Origin of the sequence: Streptomyces sp. AM 4-1-1, from assembly GCF_029167625.1 — a bacterium.
GTDB lineage: Bacteria > Actinomycetota > Actinomycetes > Streptomycetales > Streptomycetaceae > Streptomyces.
On record NZ_CP119145.1, the window covers coordinates 808,842 to 832,495 of the forward strand.

At 71.2% G+C, this 23,654-nt stretch carries 22 protein-coding genes; 1 reads left to right on the forward strand and 21 read right to left on the reverse strand.

Annotated elements, in window-relative coordinates:
- Positions 1–48: 48 nt before the first annotated feature.
- The 12 genes from coaBC to pyrR form a co-directional block, all read right to left on the reverse strand.
- Positions 49–1,251 (reverse strand): bifunctional phosphopantothenoylcysteine decarboxylase/phosphopantothenate--cysteine ligase CoaBC, encoded by a 1,203-nt coding sequence (gene coaBC, locus PZB75_RS03185; protein ID WP_275533760.1) that lies wholly within the window; start codon positions 1,249–1,251, stop codon positions 49–51.
- Positions 1,252–1,428: 177 nt separating this feature from the next.
- Complete coding sequence (rpoZ, locus tag PZB75_RS03190) at positions 1,429–1,701, reverse strand: DNA-directed RNA polymerase subunit omega (RefSeq protein ID WP_003970369.1); 273 nt, start codon at positions 1,699–1,701, stop codon at positions 1,429–1,431.
- Between the two features lie 83 nt (positions 1,702–1,784).
- A complete protein-coding gene (gmk, locus tag PZB75_RS03195; protein ID WP_275533761.1) occupies positions 1,785–2,405 on the reverse strand; it encodes a guanylate kinase in 621 nt (206 codons plus the stop codon).
- Between the two features lie 38 nt (positions 2,406–2,443).
- Entirely contained in the window at positions 2,444–2,767 is a 324-nt protein-coding gene (locus PZB75_RS03200) for an integration host factor (RefSeq protein WP_014157387.1), read from the reverse strand.
- A gap of 245 nt (positions 2,768–3,012) precedes the next feature.
- Positions 3,013–3,852, reverse strand: a complete 840-nt coding sequence (gene pyrF / locus PZB75_RS03205; protein ID WP_275533762.1) for an orotidine-5'-phosphate decarboxylase — start codon at positions 3,850–3,852, stop codon at positions 3,013–3,015.
- Positions 3,849–4,958: a quinone-dependent dihydroorotate dehydrogenase gene (locus tag PZB75_RS03210; protein WP_275538562.1), complete on the reverse strand. Its 1,110-nt coding sequence runs from the start codon at positions 4,956–4,958 to the stop codon at positions 3,849–3,851. The genes pyrF and PZB75_RS03210 overlap by 4 nt, the downstream gene beginning before the upstream one ends.
- 275 nt (positions 4,959–5,233) lie before the next feature.
- On the reverse strand, positions 5,234–8,542 hold the full coding sequence (carB, locus tag PZB75_RS03215) for a carbamoyl-phosphate synthase large subunit (RefSeq protein ID WP_275533763.1): 3,309 nt from the start codon (positions 8,540–8,542) through the stop codon (positions 5,234–5,236).
- Entirely contained in the window at positions 8,535–9,686 is a 1,152-nt protein-coding gene (gene carA / locus PZB75_RS03220; RefSeq protein WP_275533764.1) for a glutamine-hydrolyzing carbamoyl-phosphate synthase small subunit, read from the reverse strand. The genes carB and carA overlap by 8 nt, the downstream gene beginning before the upstream one ends.
- Positions 9,683–10,276, reverse strand: a complete 594-nt coding sequence (locus tag PZB75_RS03225; RefSeq protein WP_275533765.1) for a hypothetical protein — start codon at positions 10,274–10,276, stop codon at positions 9,683–9,685. Before PZB75_RS03225 ends, carA begins: the two co-directional genes overlap by 4 nt.
- Complete coding sequence (locus PZB75_RS03230) at positions 10,273–11,559, reverse strand: dihydroorotase (RefSeq protein ID WP_275533766.1); 1,287 nt, start codon at positions 11,557–11,559, stop codon at positions 10,273–10,275. The genes PZB75_RS03225 and PZB75_RS03230 overlap by 4 nt, the downstream gene beginning before the upstream one ends.
- 2 nt (positions 11,560–11,561) lie before the next feature.
- Positions 11,562–12,620 (reverse strand): aspartate carbamoyltransferase catalytic subunit, encoded by a 1,059-nt coding sequence (locus PZB75_RS03235; RefSeq protein WP_275533767.1) that lies wholly within the window; start codon positions 12,618–12,620, stop codon positions 11,562–11,564.
- A 93-nt stretch (positions 12,621–12,713) separates the two neighbouring features.
- Positions 12,714–13,298: a bifunctional pyr operon transcriptional regulator/uracil phosphoribosyltransferase PyrR gene (gene pyrR, locus PZB75_RS03240; protein ID WP_275533768.1), complete on the reverse strand. Its 585-nt coding sequence runs from the start codon at positions 13,296–13,298 to the stop codon at positions 12,714–12,716.
- Between the two features lie 185 nt (positions 13,299–13,483).
- Between pyrR and bldD the strand changes: the two genes are divergently transcribed.
- Positions 13,484–13,984, forward strand: coding sequence for a transcriptional regulator BldD (bldD, locus tag PZB75_RS03245; protein ID WP_014157378.1), 501 nt, complete (start codon positions 13,484–13,486; stop codon positions 13,982–13,984).
- A gap of 491 nt (positions 13,985–14,475) precedes the next feature.
- Here the strand turns inward: bldD and nusB are convergent, their stop codons facing one another.
- From nusB to mltG, 9 genes are all read right to left on the reverse strand, one after another.
- Positions 14,476–14,907 carry a transcription antitermination factor NusB gene (nusB, locus tag PZB75_RS03250; protein ID WP_275533769.1) on the reverse strand — a complete coding sequence of 144 codons (432 nt, stop codon included), beginning with the start codon at positions 14,905–14,907 and terminating at the stop codon, positions 14,476–14,478.
- A gap of 2 nt (positions 14,908–14,909) precedes the next feature.
- Complete coding sequence (gene efp / locus PZB75_RS03255) at positions 14,910–15,476, reverse strand: elongation factor P (RefSeq protein ID WP_275533770.1); 567 nt, start codon at positions 15,474–15,476, stop codon at positions 14,910–14,912.
- A gap of 49 nt (positions 15,477–15,525) precedes the next feature.
- A complete protein-coding gene (locus tag PZB75_RS03260; protein WP_275533771.1) occupies positions 15,526–16,632 on the reverse strand; it encodes an aminopeptidase P family protein in 1,107 nt (368 codons plus the stop codon).
- Between the two features lie 72 nt (positions 16,633–16,704).
- A complete protein-coding gene (locus tag PZB75_RS03265; protein ID WP_275533772.1) occupies positions 16,705–17,529 on the reverse strand; it encodes a Pro-rich N-terminal domain-containing protein in 825 nt (274 codons plus the stop codon).
- A 149-nt stretch (positions 17,530–17,678) separates the two neighbouring features.
- Positions 17,679–18,119, reverse strand: a complete 441-nt coding sequence (gene aroQ / locus PZB75_RS03270; protein WP_275533773.1) for a type II 3-dehydroquinate dehydratase — start codon at positions 18,117–18,119, stop codon at positions 17,679–17,681.
- Positions 18,116–19,762, reverse strand: coding sequence for a 3-dehydroquinate synthase (aroB, locus tag PZB75_RS03275; RefSeq protein WP_275533774.1), 1,647 nt, complete (start codon positions 19,760–19,762; stop codon positions 18,116–18,118). The genes aroQ and aroB overlap by 4 nt, the downstream gene beginning before the upstream one ends.
- Positions 19,759–20,943: a chorismate synthase gene (aroC, locus tag PZB75_RS03280; RefSeq protein ID WP_275533775.1), complete on the reverse strand. Its 1,185-nt coding sequence runs from the start codon at positions 20,941–20,943 to the stop codon at positions 19,759–19,761. The genes aroB and aroC overlap by 4 nt, the downstream gene beginning before the upstream one ends.
- A 146-nt stretch (positions 20,944–21,089) precedes the next feature.
- Entirely contained in the window at positions 21,090–21,923 is an 834-nt protein-coding gene (locus PZB75_RS03285; protein WP_275533776.1) for a shikimate dehydrogenase, read from the reverse strand.
- On the reverse strand, positions 21,910–23,601 hold the full coding sequence (mltG, locus tag PZB75_RS03290) for an endolytic transglycosylase MltG (protein WP_275533777.1): 1,692 nt from the start codon (positions 23,599–23,601) through the stop codon (positions 21,910–21,912). Before mltG ends, PZB75_RS03285 begins: the two co-directional genes overlap by 14 nt.
- Between the last annotated feature and the right edge of the window lie 53 nt (positions 23,602–23,654).

Sequence of the window (23,654 nt, forward strand, 5' to 3'; positions counted from 1 at the left end):
CGATGTCCGCCCGGAAGGCGCGGCGGACAGACCTGCACGGGAGCGTCACTAACGGAACCTGACCGTCACCAGATCCCAGACCGTGTCGGCGAGCGCCTCCTTGGGCCCGTACGGCACCGGGGTCTCTCCCCCGTCGGCCGCGAGGACCACCGCTTCGTTCTCCTCGGAGCCGAAGGTCCTGCGCTCCCCGACCTCGTTGACCACGAGCAGATCACAGCCCTTGCGGCGCAGCTTCTCGCGGCCGTTGGCGAGGACGTCGTCGGTCTCCGCCGCGAAGCCGACGACGATCCGTCCCGGCCGGCTCCGGTCGGCGGAGACCTCGGCGAGGATGTCCGGATTCCGTACGAGTGTCAGGGGAGCCGGTTCCCGGCCGTCCTTCTTCTTGATCTTGCCCTGGGCGTACTCGGCGGGACGGAAGTCGGCGACCGCCGCGGCCATCACGACGACATCGGCGTCCGCCGCCGCCTTCAGCACGGCCTCCCGCAGTTGCAGCGCGGTCCCGGCCCTGACGACGTCGGCGCCCGCCGGGTCGGGCAGACCGGTGTTGGCCTCGACGAGGGTGACCCGGGCGCCGCGGGCGACGGCGGTACGGGCGAGGGCGTAGCCCTGCTTGCCCGAGGAACGGTTGCCGAGGAAACGCACCGGGTCCAGCGGTTCACGCGTGCCGCCCGCGCTGATCACCACGTGGCGGCCCGCGAGGTCCGGCTCGGCGGGACCACGGGTGAGCACCCGGCGGCACACCTCGTGGATCTCCCCGGGATCGGGCAGCCGCCCCTTGCCGGTGTCCGCCCCGGTGAGCCGGCCGACGGCGGGCTCGATGACGACCACGCCGCGCCGACGCAGCGTGGCGACGTTCTCCCGGGTGGCGGGGTGCTCCCACATCTCGGTGTGCATGGCGGGCGCGAGGACGACCGGGCAGCGGGCGGTGAGCAGGGTGTTGGTGAGCAGATCGTCCGCGAGGCCGTGCGCCGCCCTGGCCAGCAGATCGGCGGTGGCGGGTGCGACGACGACGAGGTCGGCGTCCTGGCCGATCCGCACGTGCGGCACCTCGTGGACGTCGTTCCACACCTCGGTCGAGACGGGGTGGCCGGAGAGCGCCGACCAGGTGGCGGCGCCCACGAAGTGGAGCGACGACTCGGTCGGTACGACCCGGACGTCGTGACCGGACTCGGTCAGCCGGCGCAGCAGCTCGCACGCCTTGTAGGCGGCGATCCCGCCGCCGACGCCCAGCACGACCTTCGGCTTGTCCACTGCGTCTCCCCGCGTTCGCGTCTCCGGCACCGGCGTCCGTACGGCCGTCACCCACGGGTCCATGCTGCCTCACGTCCCGGGGCGTGAGCCCCCGGCCCCGTGAGCGGGCGCTCCGGAACACACCACGGGCCCGGCGGTCGCGCCGCCGGGCCCGTGGTGAAGGTGCGTCTTCGCCGCCTACTGCGCGGGGCCCTCGATGGCCTCGGAGGTCAGCAGGCCCGCGTTGATCTCGCGGAGCGCGATCGAGAGCGGCTTCTCGTGCACGTGCGTGTCGACGAGCGGACCGACGTACTCGAGGAGACCTTCACCGAGCTGCGAGTAGTACGCGTTGATCTGGCGCGCGCGCTTGGCGGCGTAGATCACGAGGCTGTACTTCGAGTCGGTCGCTTCCAGGAGCTCATCAATCGGCGGGTTGATGATGCCCTCGGGCGTGGTGATGGAAGAGGACACTCTCTGCCTTCCGAAGGGGGTAAAGATCAAAGAAATCTTTGATAGTGCGGATTCCGTGGGACCGGTGCTCCGCGTCAGTGGCGTCAGGCGCCGCTGTCGCGGTGGTGGTCGGAAGCCTGCAACATCAAGGCTAGCAGCTCGCGTGCTACATCCTCGACCGAGGTGTTGACAAGCGTGGTGTCGAACTCGGCCTCGGCGGCCAGTTCGATCTTGGCGGCCGCCAGCCTGCGCTCGATGACCTCGGGCGCCTCGGTGCCGCGCCCGGTGAGCCGGCGCACCAGTTCGTCCCAGCTCGGCGGGGCCAGGAAGACCAGCCGGGCGTCGGGCATCGACTGCTTGACCAGGCGCGCGCCCTGGAGGTCGATCTCCAGCAGCACCGGTTCGCCCGCCTCCAGGCGTTCCAGCACGGCGCGGCGCGGCGTGCCGTACCGGTTGCCCGCGAACTCCGCCCATTCCAGCAGTTCGCCGTTGGCGACGAGCTTGTCGAACTCCTCGTTCTCGACGAAGAAGTAGTGCACTCCGTCGCGCTCGCCGGGGCGCGGCTTGCGGGTGGTGGCGGAGACCGAGAGCCAGACCTCGGGGTGGACCTTGCGCATATGAGCGACGACCGTGCTCTTGCCGACCCCTGAGGGGCCGGAGAGCACGGTCAGCCGCGGACGTACGTCCGGGGGTGCGGGGGACGTCCCCCGGGATGTTGCAGCCATGCGGCGATTATCCAGGTTCTCAGGGGTGCCTGAGAACGTCAGGCCGCGCTGCCCCCGAACTCACGCTCCAAGGACGCGATCTGGTTGGAGCCGAGACCGCGCACGCGGCGGCTCTCGGAGATGCCCAGCCGCTCCATGATCTGCTTGGCGCGGACCTTGCCGACGCCGGGCAGGGATTCGAGGAGGGCGGAGACCTTCATCTTCCCGATGACGTCGTTCTCCTGACCCTGCTTGATGACCTCGTGGAGCGAGGCGCCGGAGTGCTTGAGTCGATTCTTGACCTCGGCCCGCTCCCGGCGAGCCGCGGCGGCCTTTTCGAGCGCGGCTGCGCGCTGTTCAGGGGTAAGGGGCGGAAGAGCCACGCCTACGTCACCTCGGATGTCGATCTGTCGGATACGGACCGGTGAAGGAGCTGATCGCTCCCCACCTGGCGAGTCGCCGCACGAACTGTGCGCGGTGGCTCTCGACGGAGACTAGCGGCCATGGCCGCCCGAGTCAGCGAGAACAGACGAAAAGTCCTGGTCAGCCTCAGCCGACCAGGATATTCGCGACATAACGACCGGTATTTCGGTCATGATTCCGTCAACTCGTCGGGCGCGGGGTCCGGTCAGCCGCCCGCGACGGCGGTCCGGACCTCGTCCGCGAACCGTTCGGCGGCTTCCCGCAGCCCGGTCACGTCGGGTCCGTGACGCAGCACACCACGGCTCACGCTGGGCACCACATCGCCCACCGCCGCGCCGAAGACGCCGGGCAGATCGGCGGGGGTCGCCCCCTGCGCGCCGATGCCCGGGGCCAGCAGCGGGCCGTTGATCGCGAGGTCCACGCCCGCGTTGCCCAGCGTGGCGCCGACGACCGCTCCGACGGAACCGAGGGGGGTCGCGCCCGCGTTCTCGGCGGCCATGTGGTCCAGCATCAGCTGGGCCAGCGACCTGCCGTCCGCCGCGGTGGCGCGCTGCACCTCGGCGCCCTCCGGGTTGGAGGTGAGGGCCAGCACGAAGACACCCGCCCCGGAGGCGGCCGCCGCGTCCAGGGCCGGCCGCAGCGAGCCGAATCCGAGGTACGGCGACACGGTGACCGCGTCCGAGAAGAGCGGCGAGTCCCGGTCCAGGTAGGTCGCCGCGTAGGCGCCCATGGTGGAGCCGATGTCTCCGCGCTTGGCGTCCATCAGGACCAGGGCGCCCGCGGCGCGCGCCTCCTCGACGGCCTTCTCCAGCACGGCCACGCCGCGGGACCCGAACCGCTCGAAGAACGCCGACTGCGGTTTGAGCACCGCGACCCGGTCCGCCAGCGCCTCGACGACGGTACGGGTGAAGCGCTCAAGCCCCGCGATGTCGTCACCCAGCCCCCAGGAGGACAGCAGCGATCCGTGCGGGTCGATGCCGACACAGAGCGGCCCGCGGGTGTCCATGGCGCGCCGCAGCCGGGCGCCGAAGGGTTCCGGGCTCATTTCACGGCCTTCCGGTTCTCGGCGCCGACCGCATCGGCGAGAGTGGCGTACGGGGAGGCGGCCAGCCGGGCGGCCAGCCCCTTGTGGACGGCCCTGCTCCAGAACGGCCCCTCGTAGATGAACGCGCTGTAGCCCTGCACGAGCGTGGCCCCGGCGAGGATGCGCTGCCAGGCGTCCTCGGCGTCCCGGACGCCTCCGACACCCACCAGGACCAGCCGGTCCCCCACACGGGCGTACAGACGGCGCAGGACCTCCAGGGAGCGTTCCCTCAGGGGCTCGCCGGACAGGCCGCCGGTCTCCCCGGTCAGCTCGGTGGGCGAGGTGAGGCCGAGGCCGTCCCGGGCGATGGTGGTGTTGGTGGCGATGATGCCGTCCAGACCGAGTTCCACGGCGAGGTCGGCCACGGCGTCGACGTCCGCGTCCGCGAGGTCGGGGGCGATCTTGACGAGCAGCGGCACCCGGCGGTGCGTGACGGTCCGGTCGGCGGCCTCGCGCACGGCGGTGAGCAGCGGTCGCAGTGCCTCGGTGGCCTGAAGGTTCCGCAGGCCGGGGGTGTTCGGCGAGGAGACGTTCACCACGAGGTAGTCGGCGTGCCGGGCGAGCCGTTCGGTGGAGGTGACGTAGTCGGATACGGCTTCGGCCTCGGGTACGGCCTTGGTCTTGCCGATGTTGACGCCGACCGTCGTCCGGAAGACCGGGTCGCGGCCCGCCAGGCGTTCCGCGACGGCCGCCGAGCCCTCGTTGTTGAAGCCCATCCGGTTGATCAGTGCGCGGTCCCGGACGAGGCGGAAGAGACGCTTGCCGGGGTTGCCGGGCTGCGGCCGGGCGGTGACCGTGCCGATCTCGATGTGGTCGAAGCCGAGCATCGCCATGCCGTCGATCGCGACGGCGTTCTTGTCGAAACCCGCGGCGAGTCCGAACGGGCCGTGCATCCGCAGGCCGAGGGCCTCGGTGCGCAGCTCCTCGTACCGGGGGGCGAGGGCGGCCGCTGCGAAGGTCCGCAGCACGGGGACGCGGGCGGCGAGGCGAATCCAGCGGAAGGCCAGCCGATGGGCCTGTTCCGGGTCCATCCGCTTGAAGACCAGTTGGAAGAAGAGTTTGTACATCGAAGTCCTCATGAGGAGGGGGACACCGTTTCCGGTGTCCCCCGTGCGGGTCTTCCTACTGCCGTGACCGGCGGTGTTCACCCCGAGGGGGCGTGCGTGCCGGGGGCGGCACCAAGGGCTGTCCCGCAATCCGTGGTGGATCAGCGTGCGGCGTCGGATGCGGTGCGTCGTCAGGCGCAGGGGCGTCCGCATACTGGATGTACGGGGACGTTCCGACAACGCCGCGAGGCGCCGTAGCTGACGCCGCACGCCCGCCAGGGAATACCGGACAGCCCTTAGTCCCGGGCCGCCGTCAGGCGTTCCGCGTGTTCCTGGAGCGAGCGGACGCCGACGTCGCCGTGGGTGAGCGCGTCGATGCCCTGGACGGCGGCGGCGAGCGCCTGGACCGTGGTGAGGCAGGGCACGGACCGGGCGACGGCCGCCGTACGGATGTCGTAGCCGTCGAGGCGGCCACCGGTCCCGTACGGGGTGTTGACGATGAGGTCGACCTCGCCCGCGTGGATGAGCTGGACGATGGTCGGTTCGCCGTTCGGACCCTCGCCCTCGGACTGCTTGCGCACGGCGGTGGCGTGGATGCCGTTGCGCTTGAGCACCTCGGCCGTGCCGGAGGTGGCGAGCAGTTCGAAGCCGTGGGCGACCAGTTCGCGCGCCGGGAAGATCATCGAGCGCTTGTCGCGGTTGGCGACGGAGATGAAGGCGCGGCCCGAGGTCGGCAGCGGGCCGTAGGCGCCGGCCTGCGACTTGGCGTACGCCGTGCCGAAGGCCGAGTCGATGCCCATGACCTCACCGGTGGAGCGCATCTCCGGGCCCAGGACGGTGTCGACGCCGCGCCCGTGGATGTCACGGAAGCGCGACCACGGCAGGACGGCCTCCTTGACGGAGATCGGCGCGTCGAGCGGCAGGGTGCCGCCGTCGCCGGTCCTGGGCAGCAGGCCCTCCGCGCGCAGCTCGGCGACGGTCGCGCCGAGCGAGATGCGGGCGGCGGCCTTGGCGAGCGGGACGGCGGTCGCCTTCGAGGTGAAGGGGACCGTGCGGGAGGCGCGCGGATTGGCCTCCAGGACGTAGAGGATGTCGCCGGACAGCGCGAACTGGATGTTGATCAGTCCCCGCACGCCGACACCCTTGGCGATGCCCTCGGTGGAGGCCCGCAGCCGCTTGATGTCGTGGCCGCCGAGGGTGATCGGGGGCAGCGCGCAGGCGGAGTCGCCCGAGTGGATGCCGGCCTCCTCGATGTGCTCCATGACGCCGCCGAGGTAGAGCTCGGTGCCGTCGTAGAGGGCGTCGACGTCGATCTCGATCGCGTCGTCGAGGAAGCGGTCGACGAGGACCGGCCGGGTGGGGCTGATCTCGGTGGACTCGGCGATGTACGAGGAGAGCCGGGTCTCGTCGTACACGATCTCCATGCCGCGGCCGCCCAGTACGTACGACGGGCGGACCAGGACCGGGTAGCCGATCTCGTCGGCGATGGCCTTGGCTTCGTCGAAGGTGGTGGCGGTGCCGTGCTTGGGGGCGGGCAGCCCGGCCTCGGCGAGGACCCGGCCGAAGGCGCCGCGGTCCTCGGCGGCGTGGATCGCCTCCGGGGGCGTGCCGACGACCGGCACGCCGTTGTCCTTCAGCGCCTGCGCCAGGCCGAGCGGGGTCTGGCCGCCGAGCTGGACGATGACACCGGCGATCGGGCCCGCCAGTGACTCGGCGTGCACGATCTCCAGCACGTCCTCCAGCGTCAGGGGTTCGAAGTACAGGCGGTCGGAGGTGTCGTAGTCGGTGGAGACGGTCTCCGGGTTGCAGTTGACCATCACGGTCTCGTACCCGGCGTCGCTGAGCGCGAAGGAGGCGTGGACGCAGGAGTAGTCGAACTCGATGCCCTGGCCGATGCGGTTCGGTCCCGAGCCGAGGATGATCACGGCCGGCTTGGTACGGGGCGCGACCTCGCTCTCCTCGTCGTACGAGGAGTAGAAGTACGGGGTCTTCGCGGCGAACTCGGCGGCGCAGGTGTCGACCGTCTTGTAGACCGGGCGTACGCCCAGCGCGTGGCGCACCTCACGGACGACGTCCTCGCGCAGACCGCGGATTCCGGCGATCTGGGCGTCGGAGAAGCCGTGCCGCTTGGCCTCGGCGAGCAGGTCCGGGTCGAGCTTGTCGGCGGCGGCGAGTCCGTCCGCGATTTCCTTGATCAGGAAGAGCTGGTCGACGAACCAGGGGTCGATCTTCGTCGAGTCGAAGACCTCTTCCCGGGTGGCCCCGGCCCTGATGGCGTCCATGACCGTGTTGATCCGGCCGTCGGTGGGACGGGCGGCGGCGGCGAGCAGCGCCTCCTTGTCCCCGGGCTCTCCGGTGAAGGAGAACTGCGAGCCCTTCTTCTCCAGGGAGCGCAGGGCCTTCTGGAGCGCCTCGGTGAAGTTGCGGCCGATCGCCATGGCCTCGCCGACCGACTTCATCGTGGTGGTGAGGGTGGAGTCCGCGGACGGGAACTTCTCGAAGGCGAAGCGGGGGGCCTTGACGACGACGTAGTCGAGTGTCGGCTCGAAGGAGGCCGGCGTCTTCTCGGTGATGTCGTTGGGGATCTCGTCGAGCGTGTAGCCGACGGCCAGCTTCGCGGCGATCTTGGCGATGGGGAAGCCGGTGGCCTTGGACGCCAGCGCCGAGGAGCGCGAGACGCGCGGGTTCATCTCGATGACGATGACGCGGCCGTCGGCCGGGTCGATCGCGAACTGGATGTTGCAGCCGCCGGTGTCGACACCCACCTCACGGATGATCGCGATGCCGATGTCGCGCAGGCGCTGGTACTCGCGGTCGGTGAGCGTCATCGCGGGGGCGACGGTGATCGAGTCCCCGGTGTGGACGCCCATCGGGTCGAAGTTCTCGATGGAGCAGACGACCACGACGTTGTCGTTCTTGTCGCGCATCAGCTCCAGCTCGTACTCCTTCCAGCCGAGGATGGACTCCTCCAGGAGCACCTCGGTGGTCGGCGAGAGCGTGAGGCCCTGGCCGGCGATGCGGCGCAGTTCCTCCTCGTCGTGGGCGAAGCCGGAACCGGCGCCGCCCATGGTGAAGGAGGGGCGGACGACGACGGGGTAGCCGCCGAGCGTGTCGACGCCCTTGATGATGTCGTCCATGGAGTGGCAGATCACCGAGCGGGCGGACTCGCCGTGGCCGATCTTGGCGTTGACGGCCTCGACGACGCCCTTGAAGAGCTCGCGGTCCTCGCCCTTGTTGATCGCCTCGACGTTGGCGCCGATGAGCTCGACGCCGTACTTCTCCAGGACACCGTTCTCGTGCATGGAGATCGCGGTGTTGAGCGCGGTCTGGCCGCCGAGGGTGGGGAGCAGCGCGTCGGGACGCTCCTTGGCGATGATCTTCTCGACGAACTCCGGGGTGATCGGCTCGACGTAGGTGGCGTCGGCGATCTCCGGGTCGGTCATGATCGTCGCGGGATTGGAGTTGACCAGGATGACGCGCAGGCCCTCGGCCTTGAGCACGCGGCATGCCTGGGTCCCCGAGTAGTCGAACTCGGCGGCCTGTCCGATGACGATCGGGCCGGAGCCGATGACCAGGACGGACTGGATATCGGAGCGCTTAGGCACGCTGGCCCTCCATCAGGGAGACGAAACGGTCGAAGAGATACGCGGCGTCGTGCGGGCCCGCCGCCGCCTCGGGGTGGTACTGCACGCTGAACGCCGGGGTGTCCAGCAGCTGAAGGCCCTCGACCACGTTGTCGTTGAGGCAGACGTGCGAGACCTCGGCGCGGCCGTACGGGGTGTCGGAGACCTTGTCGAGCGGGGCGTCGACGGCGAATCCGTGGTTGTGGGCGGTGACCTCGACCTTGCCGGTGGTGCGGTCCTGCACGGGCTGGTTGATGCCGCGGTGGCCGTACTTGAGCTTGTACGTGCCGAAACCGAGCGCGCGGCCCAGGATCTGGTTGCCGAAGCAGATGCCGAAGAGCGGGGTCCGGCGTTCCAGGACGCTCCGCATGACGGAGACCGCGTGGTCGGCGGCGGCGGGGTCGCCGGGGCCGTTGGAGAAGAAGACCCCGTCCGGCTCGACCGCGTACACGTCCTCGGCGGTGGCGGTGGCGGGCAGGACGTGCACCTCGATGCCACGTTCGGCCATGCGGTGCGGGGTCATGCCCTTGATACCGAGGTCGACGGCGGCGACGGTGAACTTCTTGGTGCCGATCGCGGGGACGACGTACGCCTCCTGGGTGGCGACCTCCTGGGAGAGGTTCGCACCGGTCATCTCGGGGGCCTGCTTCACCCGGGCCAGCAGGGTGGCGTCGTCGGCGACCGCCTCGCCGGAGAAGATCCCGACGCGCATCGCGCCGCGCTCACGCAGATGGCGGGTGAGGGCGCGGGTGTCGATCCCGCTGATGCCGACGACGCCCTGGCTCTCCAGCTCCTCTCCGAGCGAGCGCCGGGAGCGCCAGTTCGAGGACACGCGGGCGGGGTCACGCACGACGTAACCGGCGACCCAGATCCGCTTCGACTCGGCGTCCTCGTCGTTGACCCCGGTGTTGCCGATGTGCGGGGCGGTCATGACGACGACCTGGCGGTGGTACGAGGGATCGGTCAGCGTCTCCTGGTAACCGGTCATGCCGGTGGAGAACACCGCCTCGCCGAAGGTCTCCCCCACGGCCCCGTAGGCGCGGCCGCGGAACGAGCGGCCGTCCTCCAGGACGAGTACGGCGGGAGACGCCTGCTGGGAGGCGCGTCCCCTGGTGGAGGTGGTCATCGTGCGGTGCCTTCCGTAGTGCTGGTGAGATGGGTGCCGGCGAGGCCGTTGACGGCCTCGACCCAGGCCGGGTGCTCGGCCGCGTGGTCGGAGCGGAAACCGGAGTCGATCAGCCTGTCGCCGTGCGACCAGGTGATGATCAGCAGCCCGCCCTCCGGGAGGACCTTGCCCGCGATGCCCTTGTCGAGCCTGGCCTCGCGGAGCCGGTCGGCCGGGACGAAGAAGTCGGCGGCGCCGGGCCTGACGACGTCGAGTCCCTGGTCGGTCAGGGTCAGCTCGACGCGGCTGCGGGTGCCGAGACCGTGGGCGACGATCCGGTCGAGCCACTGCCCCGCCGTGGTCGACGCGTGGTAGCGGCCGGTCGTCGTCAGCAGCGGGGTCCGCTCCTGGAAGCCGTCCGGGGTGGCGGGCAGGTCCGGCAGGTCGGACTGGAGGGTGCCCCGCCACTTCCATCCCTGGCGCATCAGCCAGTAGACGAAGGCGATGAGGACGAGCAGTCCGATCACCCAGCTGATCCGGGCGGGCCAGTCGGTCACATCGGCCGACTTCTGCTCGGCGGCCAGCTGGTACAGGGGGTTGAGTGTTGTCACGCGAGCTTCCCGTCGACGACCGTGGCACGGCCCCGCAGGAAGGTGTGGGTGACGCGTCCCGGCAGCTCGCGCCCCTCGTACGGGGTGTTGCGGCTGCGGGAGGCGAAGCCCGCGGGGTCCACGGGCCCACGGTATGCCGGATCGACCAGAGTGAGGTTGGCGGGCTCACCCGGCGAGACGGGACGCCCGTGTCCTTCGAGACGGCCGATGGCCGCGGGACGGAAGGACATCCGGTCGGCGACGCCCGCCCAGTCGAGCAGACCGGTGTCGACCATCGTCTGCTGGACCACGGAGAGCGCGGTCTCCAGGCCCACCATGCCCATGGCGGCGGCGGCCCACTCACAGTCCTTGTCCTCGTGCGGGTGCGGGGCGTGGTCGGTGGCGACGCAGTCGATGGTGCCGTCGGCCAGGGCCTCGCGCAGCGCCAGGACATCGGCCTCGGTGCGCAGCGGCGGGTTCACCTTGTAGACGGGGTTGTACGACCGTACGAGTTCGTCGGTGAGCAGCAGGTGGTGCGGGGTGACCTCGGCGGTGACGTTCCAGCCCTTGGACTTGGCCCAGCGGACGATCTCGACCGAGCCGGCCGTCGACAGGTGGCAGATGTGGACGCGGGAGCCGACGTGGGCGGCGAGGAGGACGTCGCGGGCGATGATCGACTCCTCGGCGACCGCGGGCCAGCCGCCCAGACCGAGTTCGGCGGAGACCACGCCCTCGTTCATCTGGGCGCCCTCGGTGAGGCGGGGCTCCTGGGCGTGCTGGGCGACGACGCCGTCGAACGCCTTCACGTACTCCAGCGCCCGGCGCATGATCACCGCGTCGTCGACGCACTTGCCGTCGTCGGAGAAGACCCGTACCCCGGCGGCGGAGTCGTGCATGGCGCCGAGTTCGGCGAGCTGCTTGCCCTCCAGACCGACGGTGACGGCGCCGATGGGCTGCACATCGCAGTAGCCGGACTCCTTGCCGAGCCGCCAGACCTGCTCGACGACCCCCGCGGTGTCGGCCACCGGGAAGGTGTTGGCCATGGCGTGCACGGCGGTGAAGCCGCCGACCGCGGCGGCCCTGGTACCGGTGAGGACGGTCTCGGAGTCCTCCCGGCCGGGCTCGCGCAGATGGGTGTGCAGATCGACCAGACCCGGCAGCAGGACCTGGCCCGCCGCCTCGATCACCTGCGCGTCGCCGGCCTCCAGGCCGGCGCCCACCGCGGCGACGGTGCCCGCGTCGATCAGGACGTCCTGCGGCTCGCCACCGAGGACCCGCGCTCCGCGTACAAGGATCTTGCTCATGGTTACTTGCTCTCCTCGGAGTCAAGGGGCCGCGGGGCGCTCGGGCCCGCGGCGGAGGACGGACGTGCGGCGGAGGACGGCAGGGCGGTCTCGGAGCCGCCCAGCAGCAGGTACAGGACGGCCATCCGGGTGGAGACCCCGTTGGCGACCTGCTCGACCGCGGTGCACCGGTCGGAGTCCGCGACCTCGGCGGTGATCTCCATGCCGCGGTTCATCGGGCCGGGGTGCATCACGATGGCGTGCCCGGGCATCTTCGCCATGCGGTCGGCGTCGAGGCCGTAGCGGCGGGAGTACTCGCGCTCCGTGGGGAAGTACGCGGCGTTCATCCGCTCGCGCTGCACCCTCAGCATCATCACCGCGTCGGACGCGGGCAGCACCGGGTCGAGGCTGTAACTGACGTCGCAGGGCCACTGCTCGACCCCGACCGGGACCAGGGTGGGTGGCGCCACCACCGTGACCTGGGCGCCGAGCGTGTGCAGCAACTGGACGTTGGAGCGGGCCACCCGGCTGTGCAGCACGTCCCCGACGATCGTGATCCGCCGGCCGTCCAGGTCCCGGCCGATCCCGGCGTCCGCGCCGACCAGCCTGCGACGGATCGTGAAGGCGTCCAGGAGCGCCTGGGTCGGGTGCTGGTGGGTGCCGTCGCCCGCGTTGACGACAGCCGCGTCGATCCAGCCGGAGGTCGCCAGCCGGTACGGGGCGCCCGAGGCACCGTGCCGGATGACGACGGCGTCGGCGCCCATCGCCTCCAGGGTCAGCGCGGTGTCCTTGAGCGATTCGCCCTTGGAGACCGACGAGCCCTTCGCCGAGAAGTTGATGACATCGGCGGACAGCCGCTTGGCGGCGGCCTCGAACGAGATGCGGGTACGCGTCGAGTCCTCGAAGAAGAGGTTGACCACGGTACGTCCGCGAAGGGTCGGGAGCTTCTTGATCGGCCGGTCGGCGACCCGGGCCATCTCCTCGGCGGTGTCGAGGATCAGGACGGCGTCGTCACGGGTGAGGTCGGCGGCCGAGATGAGGTGGCTGGGGGTCCGGGGGTTCGCCCCGGTGGAGCGCAGCATCTGGGTGTTCTCCGGGTGGCTGGGGATGTCGTGCGGGCGTGCGGAAGCTGTCGTACGGCCCTGGCGGCGGACCGTACGGCTGGAGGAGAACAGCTACTGCTCGCCGGCCGGGGCAGTGGGCCGGACCCCGAGCAGCACGGCGTCGCGGCCGTCCTCCTCGGCGAGCTGGACCCGGACCGCCTCCCGCAGCGACGTGGGGAGGTTCTTGCCGACGTAGTCCGCGCGGATCGGGAGTTCGCGGTGGCCCCGGTCGACGAGGACCGCGAGCTGGACGGCCCGGGGGCGGCCGATGTCGCCGAGCGCGTCGAGCGCGGCACGGATCGTACGGCCGGAGAAGAGCACGTCGTCGACCAGGACGACGAGACGGTCCTCGATGCCCTCCCCGGGGATCTCGGTACGCGCCAGGGCGCGCGCCGGGCGCATCCGGAGATCGTCGCGGTACATGGTGATGTCGAGGGAGCCGACCGGCGTCTCGCGGCCGGTGATCTCTTCGAGCTTGTCGGCGAGCCGACGGGCGAGGAAGACACCTCGCGTGGGAATGCCGAGCAGCACCACGTCGTCGGCGCCCTTGGCGCGTTCGACGATCTCGTGGGCGATCCGGGTCAGAACTCGTGCGATGTCGGGAGCCTCAAGAACGGGGCGTGCCGCATTGCCGGTCTCTGCGTGCTGTGCGTCCATAAGAAACGGACCTCCTTCTCCGCCTCACCGGACGGATGTTAAAGGACGTCGAAATTGCTTCATCCACGTTACCAGGGCGTGTGTGACACCCTGGCCCCACCCCCTGGAGGAGCGTTCGGCTTGACGCAGCCAAGTAACGCTGCGTAACCTCACAGTGAGTTACCAGACTTCGTCCGGGGAGCCTTATGTCCAGCGAATACGCAAAGCAGCTCGGGGCCAAGCTCCGCGCCATCCGCACCCAGCAGGGCCTCTCCCTCCACGGCGTGGAGGAGAAGTCGCAGGGCCGCTGGAAGGCCGTCGTGGTCGGTTCGTACGAACGCGGCGACCGCGCCGTGACCGTACAGCGTCTCGCCGAGCTCGCGGATTTCTACGGCGTCCCGGTGCAGGAGCTACTGCCCGGCACGACGCCCGGCGGGGCCGCCGAGCCGCCGCCGAAGCTTGTCCTGGATCTGGAGCGTCTTGCCCACGTGCCGCCGGAGAAGGCCGGGCCGTTGCAGCGTTACGCCGCGACGATCCAGAGCCAGCGCGGTGACTACAACGGCAAGGTGCTGTCGATCCGGCAGGACGACCTGCGCACGCTGGCCGTGATCTACGACCAGTCGCCGTCCGTGCTGACGGAACAGCTGATCAGCTGGGGTGTGCTGGACGCGGATGCGCGTCGGGCGGTCGCCCACGACGAGGGCTGACGCCCTCGGTCCGCAGAACGCGGAACGCAGAACGCCGGGCGGTGGGGCACTTCGGGTGCTCCGTCGGCCCGGCGTTCGCGCTGTGTGGGTCGGGGGAGGCTGTCGATACGGGGCGGGAGTGCTTGTCGGCGTGGGCGGGGCGCGTGGGCGGGGCGCTGTGGCGCGTCCGCCGGAGGGGGCGCGGGGGCGGAGCGCTGTGTCGTGGCGGGGTGGGGTGGGGCCCCTCCGGGGTGTCTCCTCGGGCCGGGCGTGGCACCCCGGTTCGCGAGTGGGGCCCAGTTGTACGCCCGGCCCTGCGGGGACCCCCCTCCACGGCCCCACCCCGGCCGGTTCGGCGGCTTCCGGCCGGGGTGGGGGCTTGTCGGCCGGTCGGCGGCTGCGGGCCGGTGGGGCGTCCATGCGGCCCCCGGAGGGATGATGGCTGCCGACCTGATGGGTTGAGATACGCCGAAGGGCCCACGGTTCGACCGTGGGCCCTTCGCGGCTGTGGGCTACTGCTCCCGGCGCAGGTTCGGCTTGAGGTCCTTGAAGCGGGCCAGCAGGCCGTTCACGAAGGACGGTGAGTCATCGGTGGAGAACTCCTTGGCGAGCTGCACCGCCTCGTCGATCACCACCGCGTCCGGGGTCTCGTCCACCCAGATCAGCTCGTACGCGCCGAGCCGCAGGATGGAACGGTCCACGACCGGCATCCGGTCGATCTCCCAGTCGACGGCGTAGGTGATGATGAGGTCGTCGATGCGGTCCGCGTACCGCGCGTACCCCTCGACGAGCTCCATCGTGTACTCGCCGACCGGCGGCTGACGGTCGTCGGTCCGCGAGTGCCGTACCCAGTCCGCGAGGACCGTCTGCACGGACTCACCGCGCTGGTCGGCCTCGAAGAGGATCTGGAAGGCGCGCTTGCGGGCCTTGTTCCGGGCAGCCACGGTTAGCTGTTCACCCGGCCGAGGTAGTCGCCCGTGCGGGTGTCGACCTTGATCTTCTCACCGGTGGTGATGAAGAGCGGGACGCCGATCTCGTAACCGGTCTCCAGGGTGGCGGGCTTGGTGCCACCGGTGGAGCGGTCGCCCTGGACGCCCGGGTCGGTGTGCTGGATGGTCAGCTCGACCGCGGCGGGAAGCTCGACGTACAGCACCTCGCCCTCGTGCGTCGCGACGCTGGCCGTGAAGCCCTCGATCAGGTAGTTGGCGGCATCGCCGACGGCCTTGCGGTCGACCATCAGCTGGTCGTAGGTCTCCATGTCCATGAAGACGTAGTACTCGCCGTCCATGTACGAGAACTGCATGTCGCGTCGGTCGACGGTGGCCGTTTCGACCTTCACACCGGCGTTGAACGTCTTGTCGACGACCTTGCCGGAGAGCACGTTCTTGAGCTTGGTGCGCACGAAGGCCGGGCCCTTGCCGGGCTTGACGTGCTGGAACTCGACGACGGACCAGAGCTGGCCCCCGTCGAGCTTGAGCACCAGGCCGTTCTTGAGGTCGTTCGTGGAAGCCACGGTTGCGGAATCTCCTGGACTGAAGCTGGTGGACGACCGAGGATGCGCGCTAGAGCGCGAGCAGCTCCTTGGTCGTAATGGTGAGTAGCTCGGGTCCGCCGTCCGCCTCTGGGCGCACGACGAGCGTGTCATCGATCCGGACTCCGCCCCGGCCCGGGAGGTGGACCCCCGGTTCGACGGTGACCGGCACACAAGCGTCCAGTTTACCCATGGCCGTAGGTGCCAACTGCGGGTCCTCGTCGATTTCGAGTCCCACACCGTGTCCGGTCGAGGAGCCGAAGCCCTCGCCGTGGCCCGCCGAGTCCAGGAGGTGGCGGGCCGCGTGGTCCACGTCGCGGTAGGCGGCGCCGGGCAGCAGGGCTTCCCGCGCGGCCCGCTGAGCGGCGAAAACCAGGTCGTAAAGGTCGATCTGCCAGTCGGCGGGGGCCGTTCCGATGACGAACGTGCGGCCGATCTCGCACCGGTAGCCGCGGTAGTTCGCGCCGAGGCGGACGGAGAGGAAATCTCCTTCCTCCACCCGCCGGTCCGAGGGCCGGTGGCGGCCGCGGCCCGAGTTCGGACCGGTGGCGACGGAGGTGGGGAAGGCCGGTCCCTCGGCGCCGTGGTCGACGAGCCTGCGCTCCAGTTCCAGCGCGAGGTGACGTTCGGTGCGGCCCACCAGGATCGATTCGAGGAGTTCACCCAGGGCCTGGTCGGTGATCTCGGCGGCGATCCGCAGACAGGCGATCTCCTCCTCGTCCTTGACGATCCTCAGCTGTTCGACGGTGGTGCCGAGGTCGGCCAACGTCAGCCGGGGCGCGACGGAACCCATGGCGCGGTGGCGGGTGACGGTCAGGTCGTGTTCCTCGACCGCGAGGGACTCCGCGCCCGTGGTCTCGGCCAGATCGGCGGCCGCGACGACGGGGTCGCCGTCCGGTCCGGGCAGCACGAGCAGCCGCAACTGCTCGTCGGGGCGGCTCTCGGCGGGCTCCTCGGCCGGGGCGCGGGGGCAGAGCAGGACGTCCTCGCCGGGGCCGAGCAGCAGTACGGCGCCCGGTGGCGCACCGCCCGCGAGGTAGCGGACGTTGGCGGGGCGGGAGACCAGGGCGGCGGCGGTTCCGACCGCGGCGCACCGGTCGCGGAGCAGCCCGCGGCGGACGGCGTACACCTCTGACATGGTTCGAGCGTACGAGCGATGCCGGGGGGCTGCCCGGCCGGGGCGTCCGACCGGGGCAGCGTCAGGGGGCCGTCACCAGGCCGGCGGGCTGGCTATCGAGCGGGCGAGCACGTCGTCGAGCACGCGGGCGGTGGTCTCGACGTCGTACGTGGAGTTGTCGATGATCGGCAGCCCGGAGCCGTACCACCCGGCCATCCGGCCGTGGATGCGGGCGACCTCCTCGTCGGAGAGCCGGCGGTTGCCGCTGCGGGCCGCGTTGCGCTCCAGGACGACCTCCAGGCCGGGCAGGAGGACGACGGGCAGCAGTCCGGGACCGACGTGCCGCTTCCAGCCGCCGAGGCCGACGACCGGGCGGTCCGGGAAGACGGCGTCGTCGAGGACGCAGGAGATGCCGTTGGCGAGGAAGTTGCGGGCGGCGAAGCCACAGGTGCGGCGGGCCAGGCGGTACTGCGCCTCGGAGTGGTCGTTCCAGCCGGCCTGCGGGTCGGCGAAGCCGGAGCGGACCCACTCACGGACGTCGTCCAGACTGATGTGCGCGGTGGGGACCCTGCGGCGGGCCGCCCAGAGCCTGGCGACGGTGGTCTTGCCCGCGCCCGCCGGGCCGATCAGGAGCACGGCGAGGGTGGCCGTGCCGGTGCCGGGCTCGGCCGGTGGCGCGGGCAGCGGGACGGGTCCGCCGGGGGGCAGCCGGACATGACCGGTGCTCTCGGGCGGCAGCGGGGCGGCCGGTGCCGGGGCGGGGCCGCTCCAGCCGTGGCCCTGGGGAGGGGCGGGCGGGGTACGGGGCGGGGGCGGCGCCCCCGGCGGCCCTGGGTGCTGGGCCTGGTGCGGCCGGCCGACGGGGCCCGTTCCCGGGCCCTGGGGCGGCGGCAGCGGGGCCCCCACTGCGTACTGCATCCGGTGCCACTCCGTCTCGTACAGGCGACTGGCGCTGGTCGAAGGGCAACCGTACCGTTCGTGGGCCGCCGGGACGCGCCCCCTCCCGGCCACCACAGAGGGGAACGGGCGGGGGCGGTCCGAAGTGCCCGCCGGCCGGGCGTGGTCCGTCAGTCCGTCAGTTCGTCCGCGAGGGCCCGCAGCGCGAGACGGTAGGAGCCGATGCCGAATCCGGCGACGGTGCCGGTGGCGACCGGTGCGACCACCGAGGTGTGGCGGAACTCCTCGCGCGCGTACGGGTTCGAGATGTGCACCTCGATGAGCGGGGCGGTGCGCTGGGCGGCCGCGTCGCGCATACCGTACGAATAGTGGGTGAACGCACCGGGATTGAGAACGACCGGAATCGATCCGTCGGCCGCCTCGTGGAGCCAGCGGATCAGCTGGCCCTCGTCGTTGGTCTCCCGGACGTCCACGTCGAAGCCGAGCTCCTTGCCGAGGGCCCGGCAGGTGTCGACGAGTCCGGCGTAGGAGGTCGCCCCGTACACGTCGGGCTCGCGGGAGCCGAGCCGGCCGAGGTTCGGACCGTTGAGCACGAGGACCCGGCGGCTCACGCCGACACCTCGCCGAAGGCGGCGAGCAGGACGGCCGGGTCGGGGCCTTCGAGGACGGTGGGCTTGGCGAGGCCGTCGAGCACGATGAAGCGCAGCAGATCGCCGCGGGACTTCTTGTCGACCCTCATGTTCTCCAGGAGCTTCGGCCACTGGTCGCCGCGGTAGGTGAGCGGCAGTCCGACGGACTCCAGGACGGCGCGGTGCCGGTCGGCGGTGGCGTCGTCGAGCCGGCCGGCGAGGCGGCCCAGTTCGGCGGCGAAGACCATGCCGACCGAGACGGCCGCGCCGTGGCGCCACTTGTAGCGCTCGTTCTTCTCGATGGCGTGGGCGAGGGTGTGGCCGTAGTTCAGGATCTCCCGGCGGCCCGACTCCTTGAGGTCACCGGAGACGACCTCCGCCTTGACCCGTACGGAGCGCTCGATCAGCTCGGCGGTGTGCGGCCCGGTGGGCGTGCGGGCGCCCTCGGGGTCCGCCTCGACGAGGTCGAGGATCACCGGATCGGCGATGAAGCCGGCCTTGATGATCTCCGCCATGCCGGACACGTAGTCGTGGACCGGCAGCGAGTCGAGTGCGGCCAGGTCGCAGAGCACCCCGGCGGGCGGGTGGAAGGCGCCGACGAGGTTCTTGCCCTCGGCGGTGTTGATGCCGGTCTTGCCCCCGACCGCCGCGTCGACCATGCCGAGCACGGTCGTCGGCACGGCGATCCAGCGCACCCCGCGCAGCCAGCTCGCCGCGACGAAGCCCGCCACATCGGTGGTCGCGCCGCCGCCGACGCCGACGATGACATCGGTACGGGTGAAACCGGTCTGGCCCAGCGCCTTCCAGCAGTACGCCGCGACCTCGACGGTCTTGGCCTCCTCGGCGTTCGGGAGCTGGATCGCGATGGCCTCGTACCCCTGGTCCGCGAGGTCCTGACGGACCGCCTCACCGGTCTCGGCGAGCGCTTCGGGGTGCAGGACGGCGACCCGCTTGACGCGGTCGCCGATCAGCCTGGGCAGCTCGCCGAGCAGCTGACGGCCGACCAGCACCTCGTACGGGTCGGTGCCCGCCGTGCCTGCGACCTGGATGCGGATGTGGCTCTCGTCCGTCATGTGCGTGTTCTCCTGGCCGGATGGTGCGGGGTCGGCCACCCGCTCCGGCAGTTCCAGTGCGTCGAGGACCGCTTGGGCGACCTCTTCGGGGGTGCGCTCGTCGGTGGTGACGACCGCGCGGGCCACCTCGTCGTAGAGGGGGCGGCGTGCGTCCATGAGTTCGCGCCACTGCCGCCGCGGGTTGACCGCGAGCAGCGGGCGGGCGGTGTTCAGACCGACGCGCCTCACCGCCTCCTCGACGTCCATCGAGAGGTAGACGACCGTGTGCCCGGCGAGCAGGGAGCGGGTCGCCGCGTCGAGGACCGCGCCGCCGCCGAGCGCGAGGACCCCGGCGTGCTCGGCGAGCGCGGCGCTGACGGCCCGGTGCTCCAGCTCACGGAAGTGCGGCTCGCCCTCGTCGTAGAAGATCTCCGCGATCGGCTTGCCGGCTGCGGCCACGACATCGGCGTCGGTGTCCCGGTAGTGGGTGCCGAGCCGCTGCGCGAGCAGCGCTCCGACGGTGGACTTGCCGACGCCCATCGGTCCGACGAGGACGATCAGTGGACGGCTCATCGGATCTGGAGGTGGTCGAGGTACGACCGCACGTTGCGCCGGGTCTCGGGGACGCTGTCGCCGCCGAACTTCTCCGCTACGGCGTCGGCCAGGACCAGCGCGACCATCGCCTCGGCGACGATCCCGGCGGCGGGCACGGCGCACACGTCGGAGCGCTGGTGATGGGCCTTGGCCGCCTCCCCGGTGCCGACGTCGACAGTGGCGAGCGCGCGGGGCACGGTCGCGATGGGCTTCATCGCTGCGCGGACCCGCAGCAGTTCACCGGTGGTCAGGCCGCCCTCGGTGCCGCCGGCCCGGCCGGAGGTGCGCCGGATGCCCTCGTCGGTGGCGACGATCTCGTCGTGCGCCTTCGAACCGGGGACGCGCGCCAGCTCGAAGCCGTCGCCGACCTCGACCCCCTTGATGGCCTGAATGCCCATCAGGGCGGCGGCGAGACGGGCGTCGAGGCGCCGGTCCCAGTGCACGTGGGAGCCGAGGCCGACGGGCACTCCGTACGCCAGCACCTCGACGACCCCGCCGAGCGTGTCGCCGTCCTTGTGGGCCTGGTCGATCTCGGCGACCATCGCCTTGCTCGCGTCGGCGTCCAGGCAGCGCACCGGGTCCGCGTCGAGCTGCGCGACGTCGGAGGGGGTGGGGTGGAGGCCGTACGGGGCCTTGGCCCCGGCCAGTTCGACGACGTGCGAGACGATCTCGACGCCCGCGGTCTCCTTGAGGTAGGAGCGGGCGACCGCGCCGAGGGCGACCCGGGCCGCGGTCTCCCGGGCGCTGGCGCGCTCAAGGATCGGCCGGGCCTCGTCGAAGCCGTACTTCTGCATGCCCGCGAGGTCGGCGTGGCCGGGCCTGGGGCGGGTCAGCGGGGCGTTGCGGGCCAGCGCGGCCAGTTCGTCGGCGTCGACCGGGTCGGCCGACATGACCTGCTCCCACTTGGGCCACTCCGTGTTGCCGACCATGACGGCGACCGGGGAACCCATGGTGAGTCCGTGGCGTACACCGCCGAGGAAGGTGACCTCGTCCCGCTCGAACTTCATCCGTGCGCCGCGCCCGTAGCCGAGCCGTCGCCGGGCGAGCGCGTCCGCCACCATCTCCGTGGTGATCGGGACACCGGCGGGAAGACCCTCCAGCGTCGCCACGAGTGCGGGTCCGTGCGACTCCCCCGCGGTCAGCCAGCGCAACCTGCTCAACGGTGCTCCCTCATGCTCGCGCCTGAAACTGCAATCGGCGCGACCGGGTGCGCGGCCCTGGCCCGCCGCCCCGATCCTCCCACGACGCGGCCCGTGTCCCGGCCGCCGGTCCAGCAGACGGGACGGGGCGGGGCCCGCCGCGGTCCTCAGCGGGCCGCGAGCGCCTGTTCCCCGGCCTTCCGCATGGCGGCGAGCGGGGCCGGAACGCGGCCCGTCATCCGCTCGACCTGGAGGACCGCCTGGTGCACCAGGAGGTCGAGTCCCCCGACGACCGCGCCGCCACGGGCCGACCAGGCGGCGGCGAGGGGCGTCGGCCAGGGCTCGTACAGCACGTCGAAGAGGGTGCCGGGGGCTCCGGGCACCGATCCGGCGAGCGCGTCCGCGGACCCGGCCGGGGTGGTGGCGATCACCAGCGGTGCCGTCAGGGCCGATGCCGCGTCCGCCCAGTCGGCGGTCCGGACGTCGACGCCCAGCCGCTCCCCCCAGGCGCGCATCTCGGCGCCGCGTTCCCGGCTGCGGACGTAGGCGGTCACCGGTCCCGCGCAGAGCACAGCGAGCGCGGCGAGCGCGGACGAGGCTGTGGCCCCGGCGCCGAGGACGGCGGCGGACTCGACCTCCGCCACGCCCTGTTCCCGCAGAGCGGCGACCATGCCGGGGATGTCGGTGTTGTCCCCGTGGCGGCGGCCGTCCGCGGAGATGACCACCGTGTTGACCGCTTCGACCGACGAGGCCGTTTCGCTGACGGAGTCCAGCAGCGGGATGATCGCGCGTTTGAGCGGCATGGTCAGCGAGAGACCGGCCCATGAGGAGTCGAGCCCTTCGACGAAGCCGGGGAGCGCCGCCTCGTCCACCTCGGCACGCTCGTACGTCCAGTCGCGCAGGCCGAGTTCGGCGTAGGCGGCCCGGTGCAGGACCGGTGACAGGGAGTGAGCGATGGGCGAGCCGAGAACGGCCGCCCGGTACGCCTCAGTCGAGGGCATCGAACTTTTCCTTGAGATTCAGGAATTCGGGGTAGGTCTTGGCGAACTCCGTCTTGTGCATTCCGTCGGTCGCCACGAAGTACAGCCAGCCGTCCGTCGTGGGATTCAGGGTCGCCGCCAGTGCCTCGTTGCCCGGATTACCGATGGGCCCCGGGGTGAGACCCCTGTGGTAGTAGGTGTTGTACGAGTCCGGGTTCGTGGAGACCTCGGACTCGCTGATCTTGATGTTGCTCTGTTTCTTCAGGTAGTTGAAGGAGGAGTCGAACTGGAGTTTCTGGTTCGTCTGGGTATTGGTGGGCTTGAGGCGGTTGTAGACGACCTCGGCCATCTTGCGGAAGTCGTCGTGTGTCTTGCCCTCGGCCTGGACGAGACTGGCCACGGTGATCAGTTGCCAGGGACCGGCGAGATTCAGCCGCTTGGCGTTGGCCTCCAGGCCGAGCTTGCCGTACTCCTCGTTGGACCGCTCGACCATCTTCTTGAGGACGGCTTCCGGCTTCATCCCCTTGGTGACCGGATAGGCCGCGGGGTAGAGGAAGCCTTCCAGCCGGTCCTTGATCTTCGGATCGTCGTCGGCCCAGGCGGGCAGGCCGAGGCTGCCCGCGTTGGTCTTGGCGACGCCCGCGGTCGTGCCGGCGGCGGCGCCGAGCCGTTTGTCGATCAGCGCGTAGACGACGGCGTTCCGGGTGCCCTCGGGGATGATCAGCAGGTTCTGGCTCTTGGGGTCGACCATCATCTTGACCGCGTTGGCCGCCGACATCTCCTTGTGCAGCAGATAGACGCCCGCCTGGATGGACTTCCCCTTGGGGTTCTCGTTCTGCGCGGAGACGAACGCGTCGACGCTCTTGACGACGCCCTGCTTCTTCAGGATGTTGCCGATGTCGGAGCCGTACGAGCCCTTCGGGATCTCGATCTCGACCTGTTCGCCGGTGCCGGTACCCGTGTAGTCGGGGGCCGCGCCGAACTTGTTCTGCCAGTAGGAGTATCCGACGTACCCCACGCCGCCGAGTCCTCCGACGAGGACCACCGCGACGACCAGACAGGCACAGCCGTTGCGGCCCTTCTTCTTGGGCTTGCCCCGGCGTTCGCCGCCGCCGCGGCCTCCCCGGCGCGACGGCCGCGGCTCGTCGGAGGCGGCGGACTCGTCGTCCCGCTCGTCGGTGCCGGTGAAGAAGGGGTGCTTCTCCTCCTGGGGAGCGTCCGGGTCCCAGTCGGGCTTCTGCTCGGACGCGGCCTCCCGTCGGCCCGGGGGCTGCGGCGGGGGGTAGGCGTCCGGCGTGCGGTAGGGGTCGTGGTTCTCGCCGTAGCCGTCCGGCTGCCGGTCGTACGGGTCACCGGGCCCGCCGCCGTACGGCGTGGACGCGTCCTGCCGCTCCCCGCCGGTGTCCCAGCCGCCGCCGTACTGCTGCCGCGGTGGCTGCTGTTCCTGGTACGGGTCCTGCGGGTGCTGCTGCCGTGCGTACGGGTCGTGGGGGGCGCCGCCGCCGTACCCCGGCTGTTCCTGGTACGGCTGCGGCGGGGGCTGCTGCTGTGCGTACGGGTCCTGCGGATAGGGCTGCTGCTGGCCGCCGTACTGGCTCTGGCCGTGGGCAGCGTCCTGGCCTGCCCATCCCTGGTCCCCGTACAAGGGGTCCTCGGGATGCCACGGTTCGGAGCCGGGGCCCCGGCCATACTCAGTCATCGATCCCCTAGTGCCGCGAGGCGCCGTTTCCGCCTCTTCTCTGTGCGGTGTTT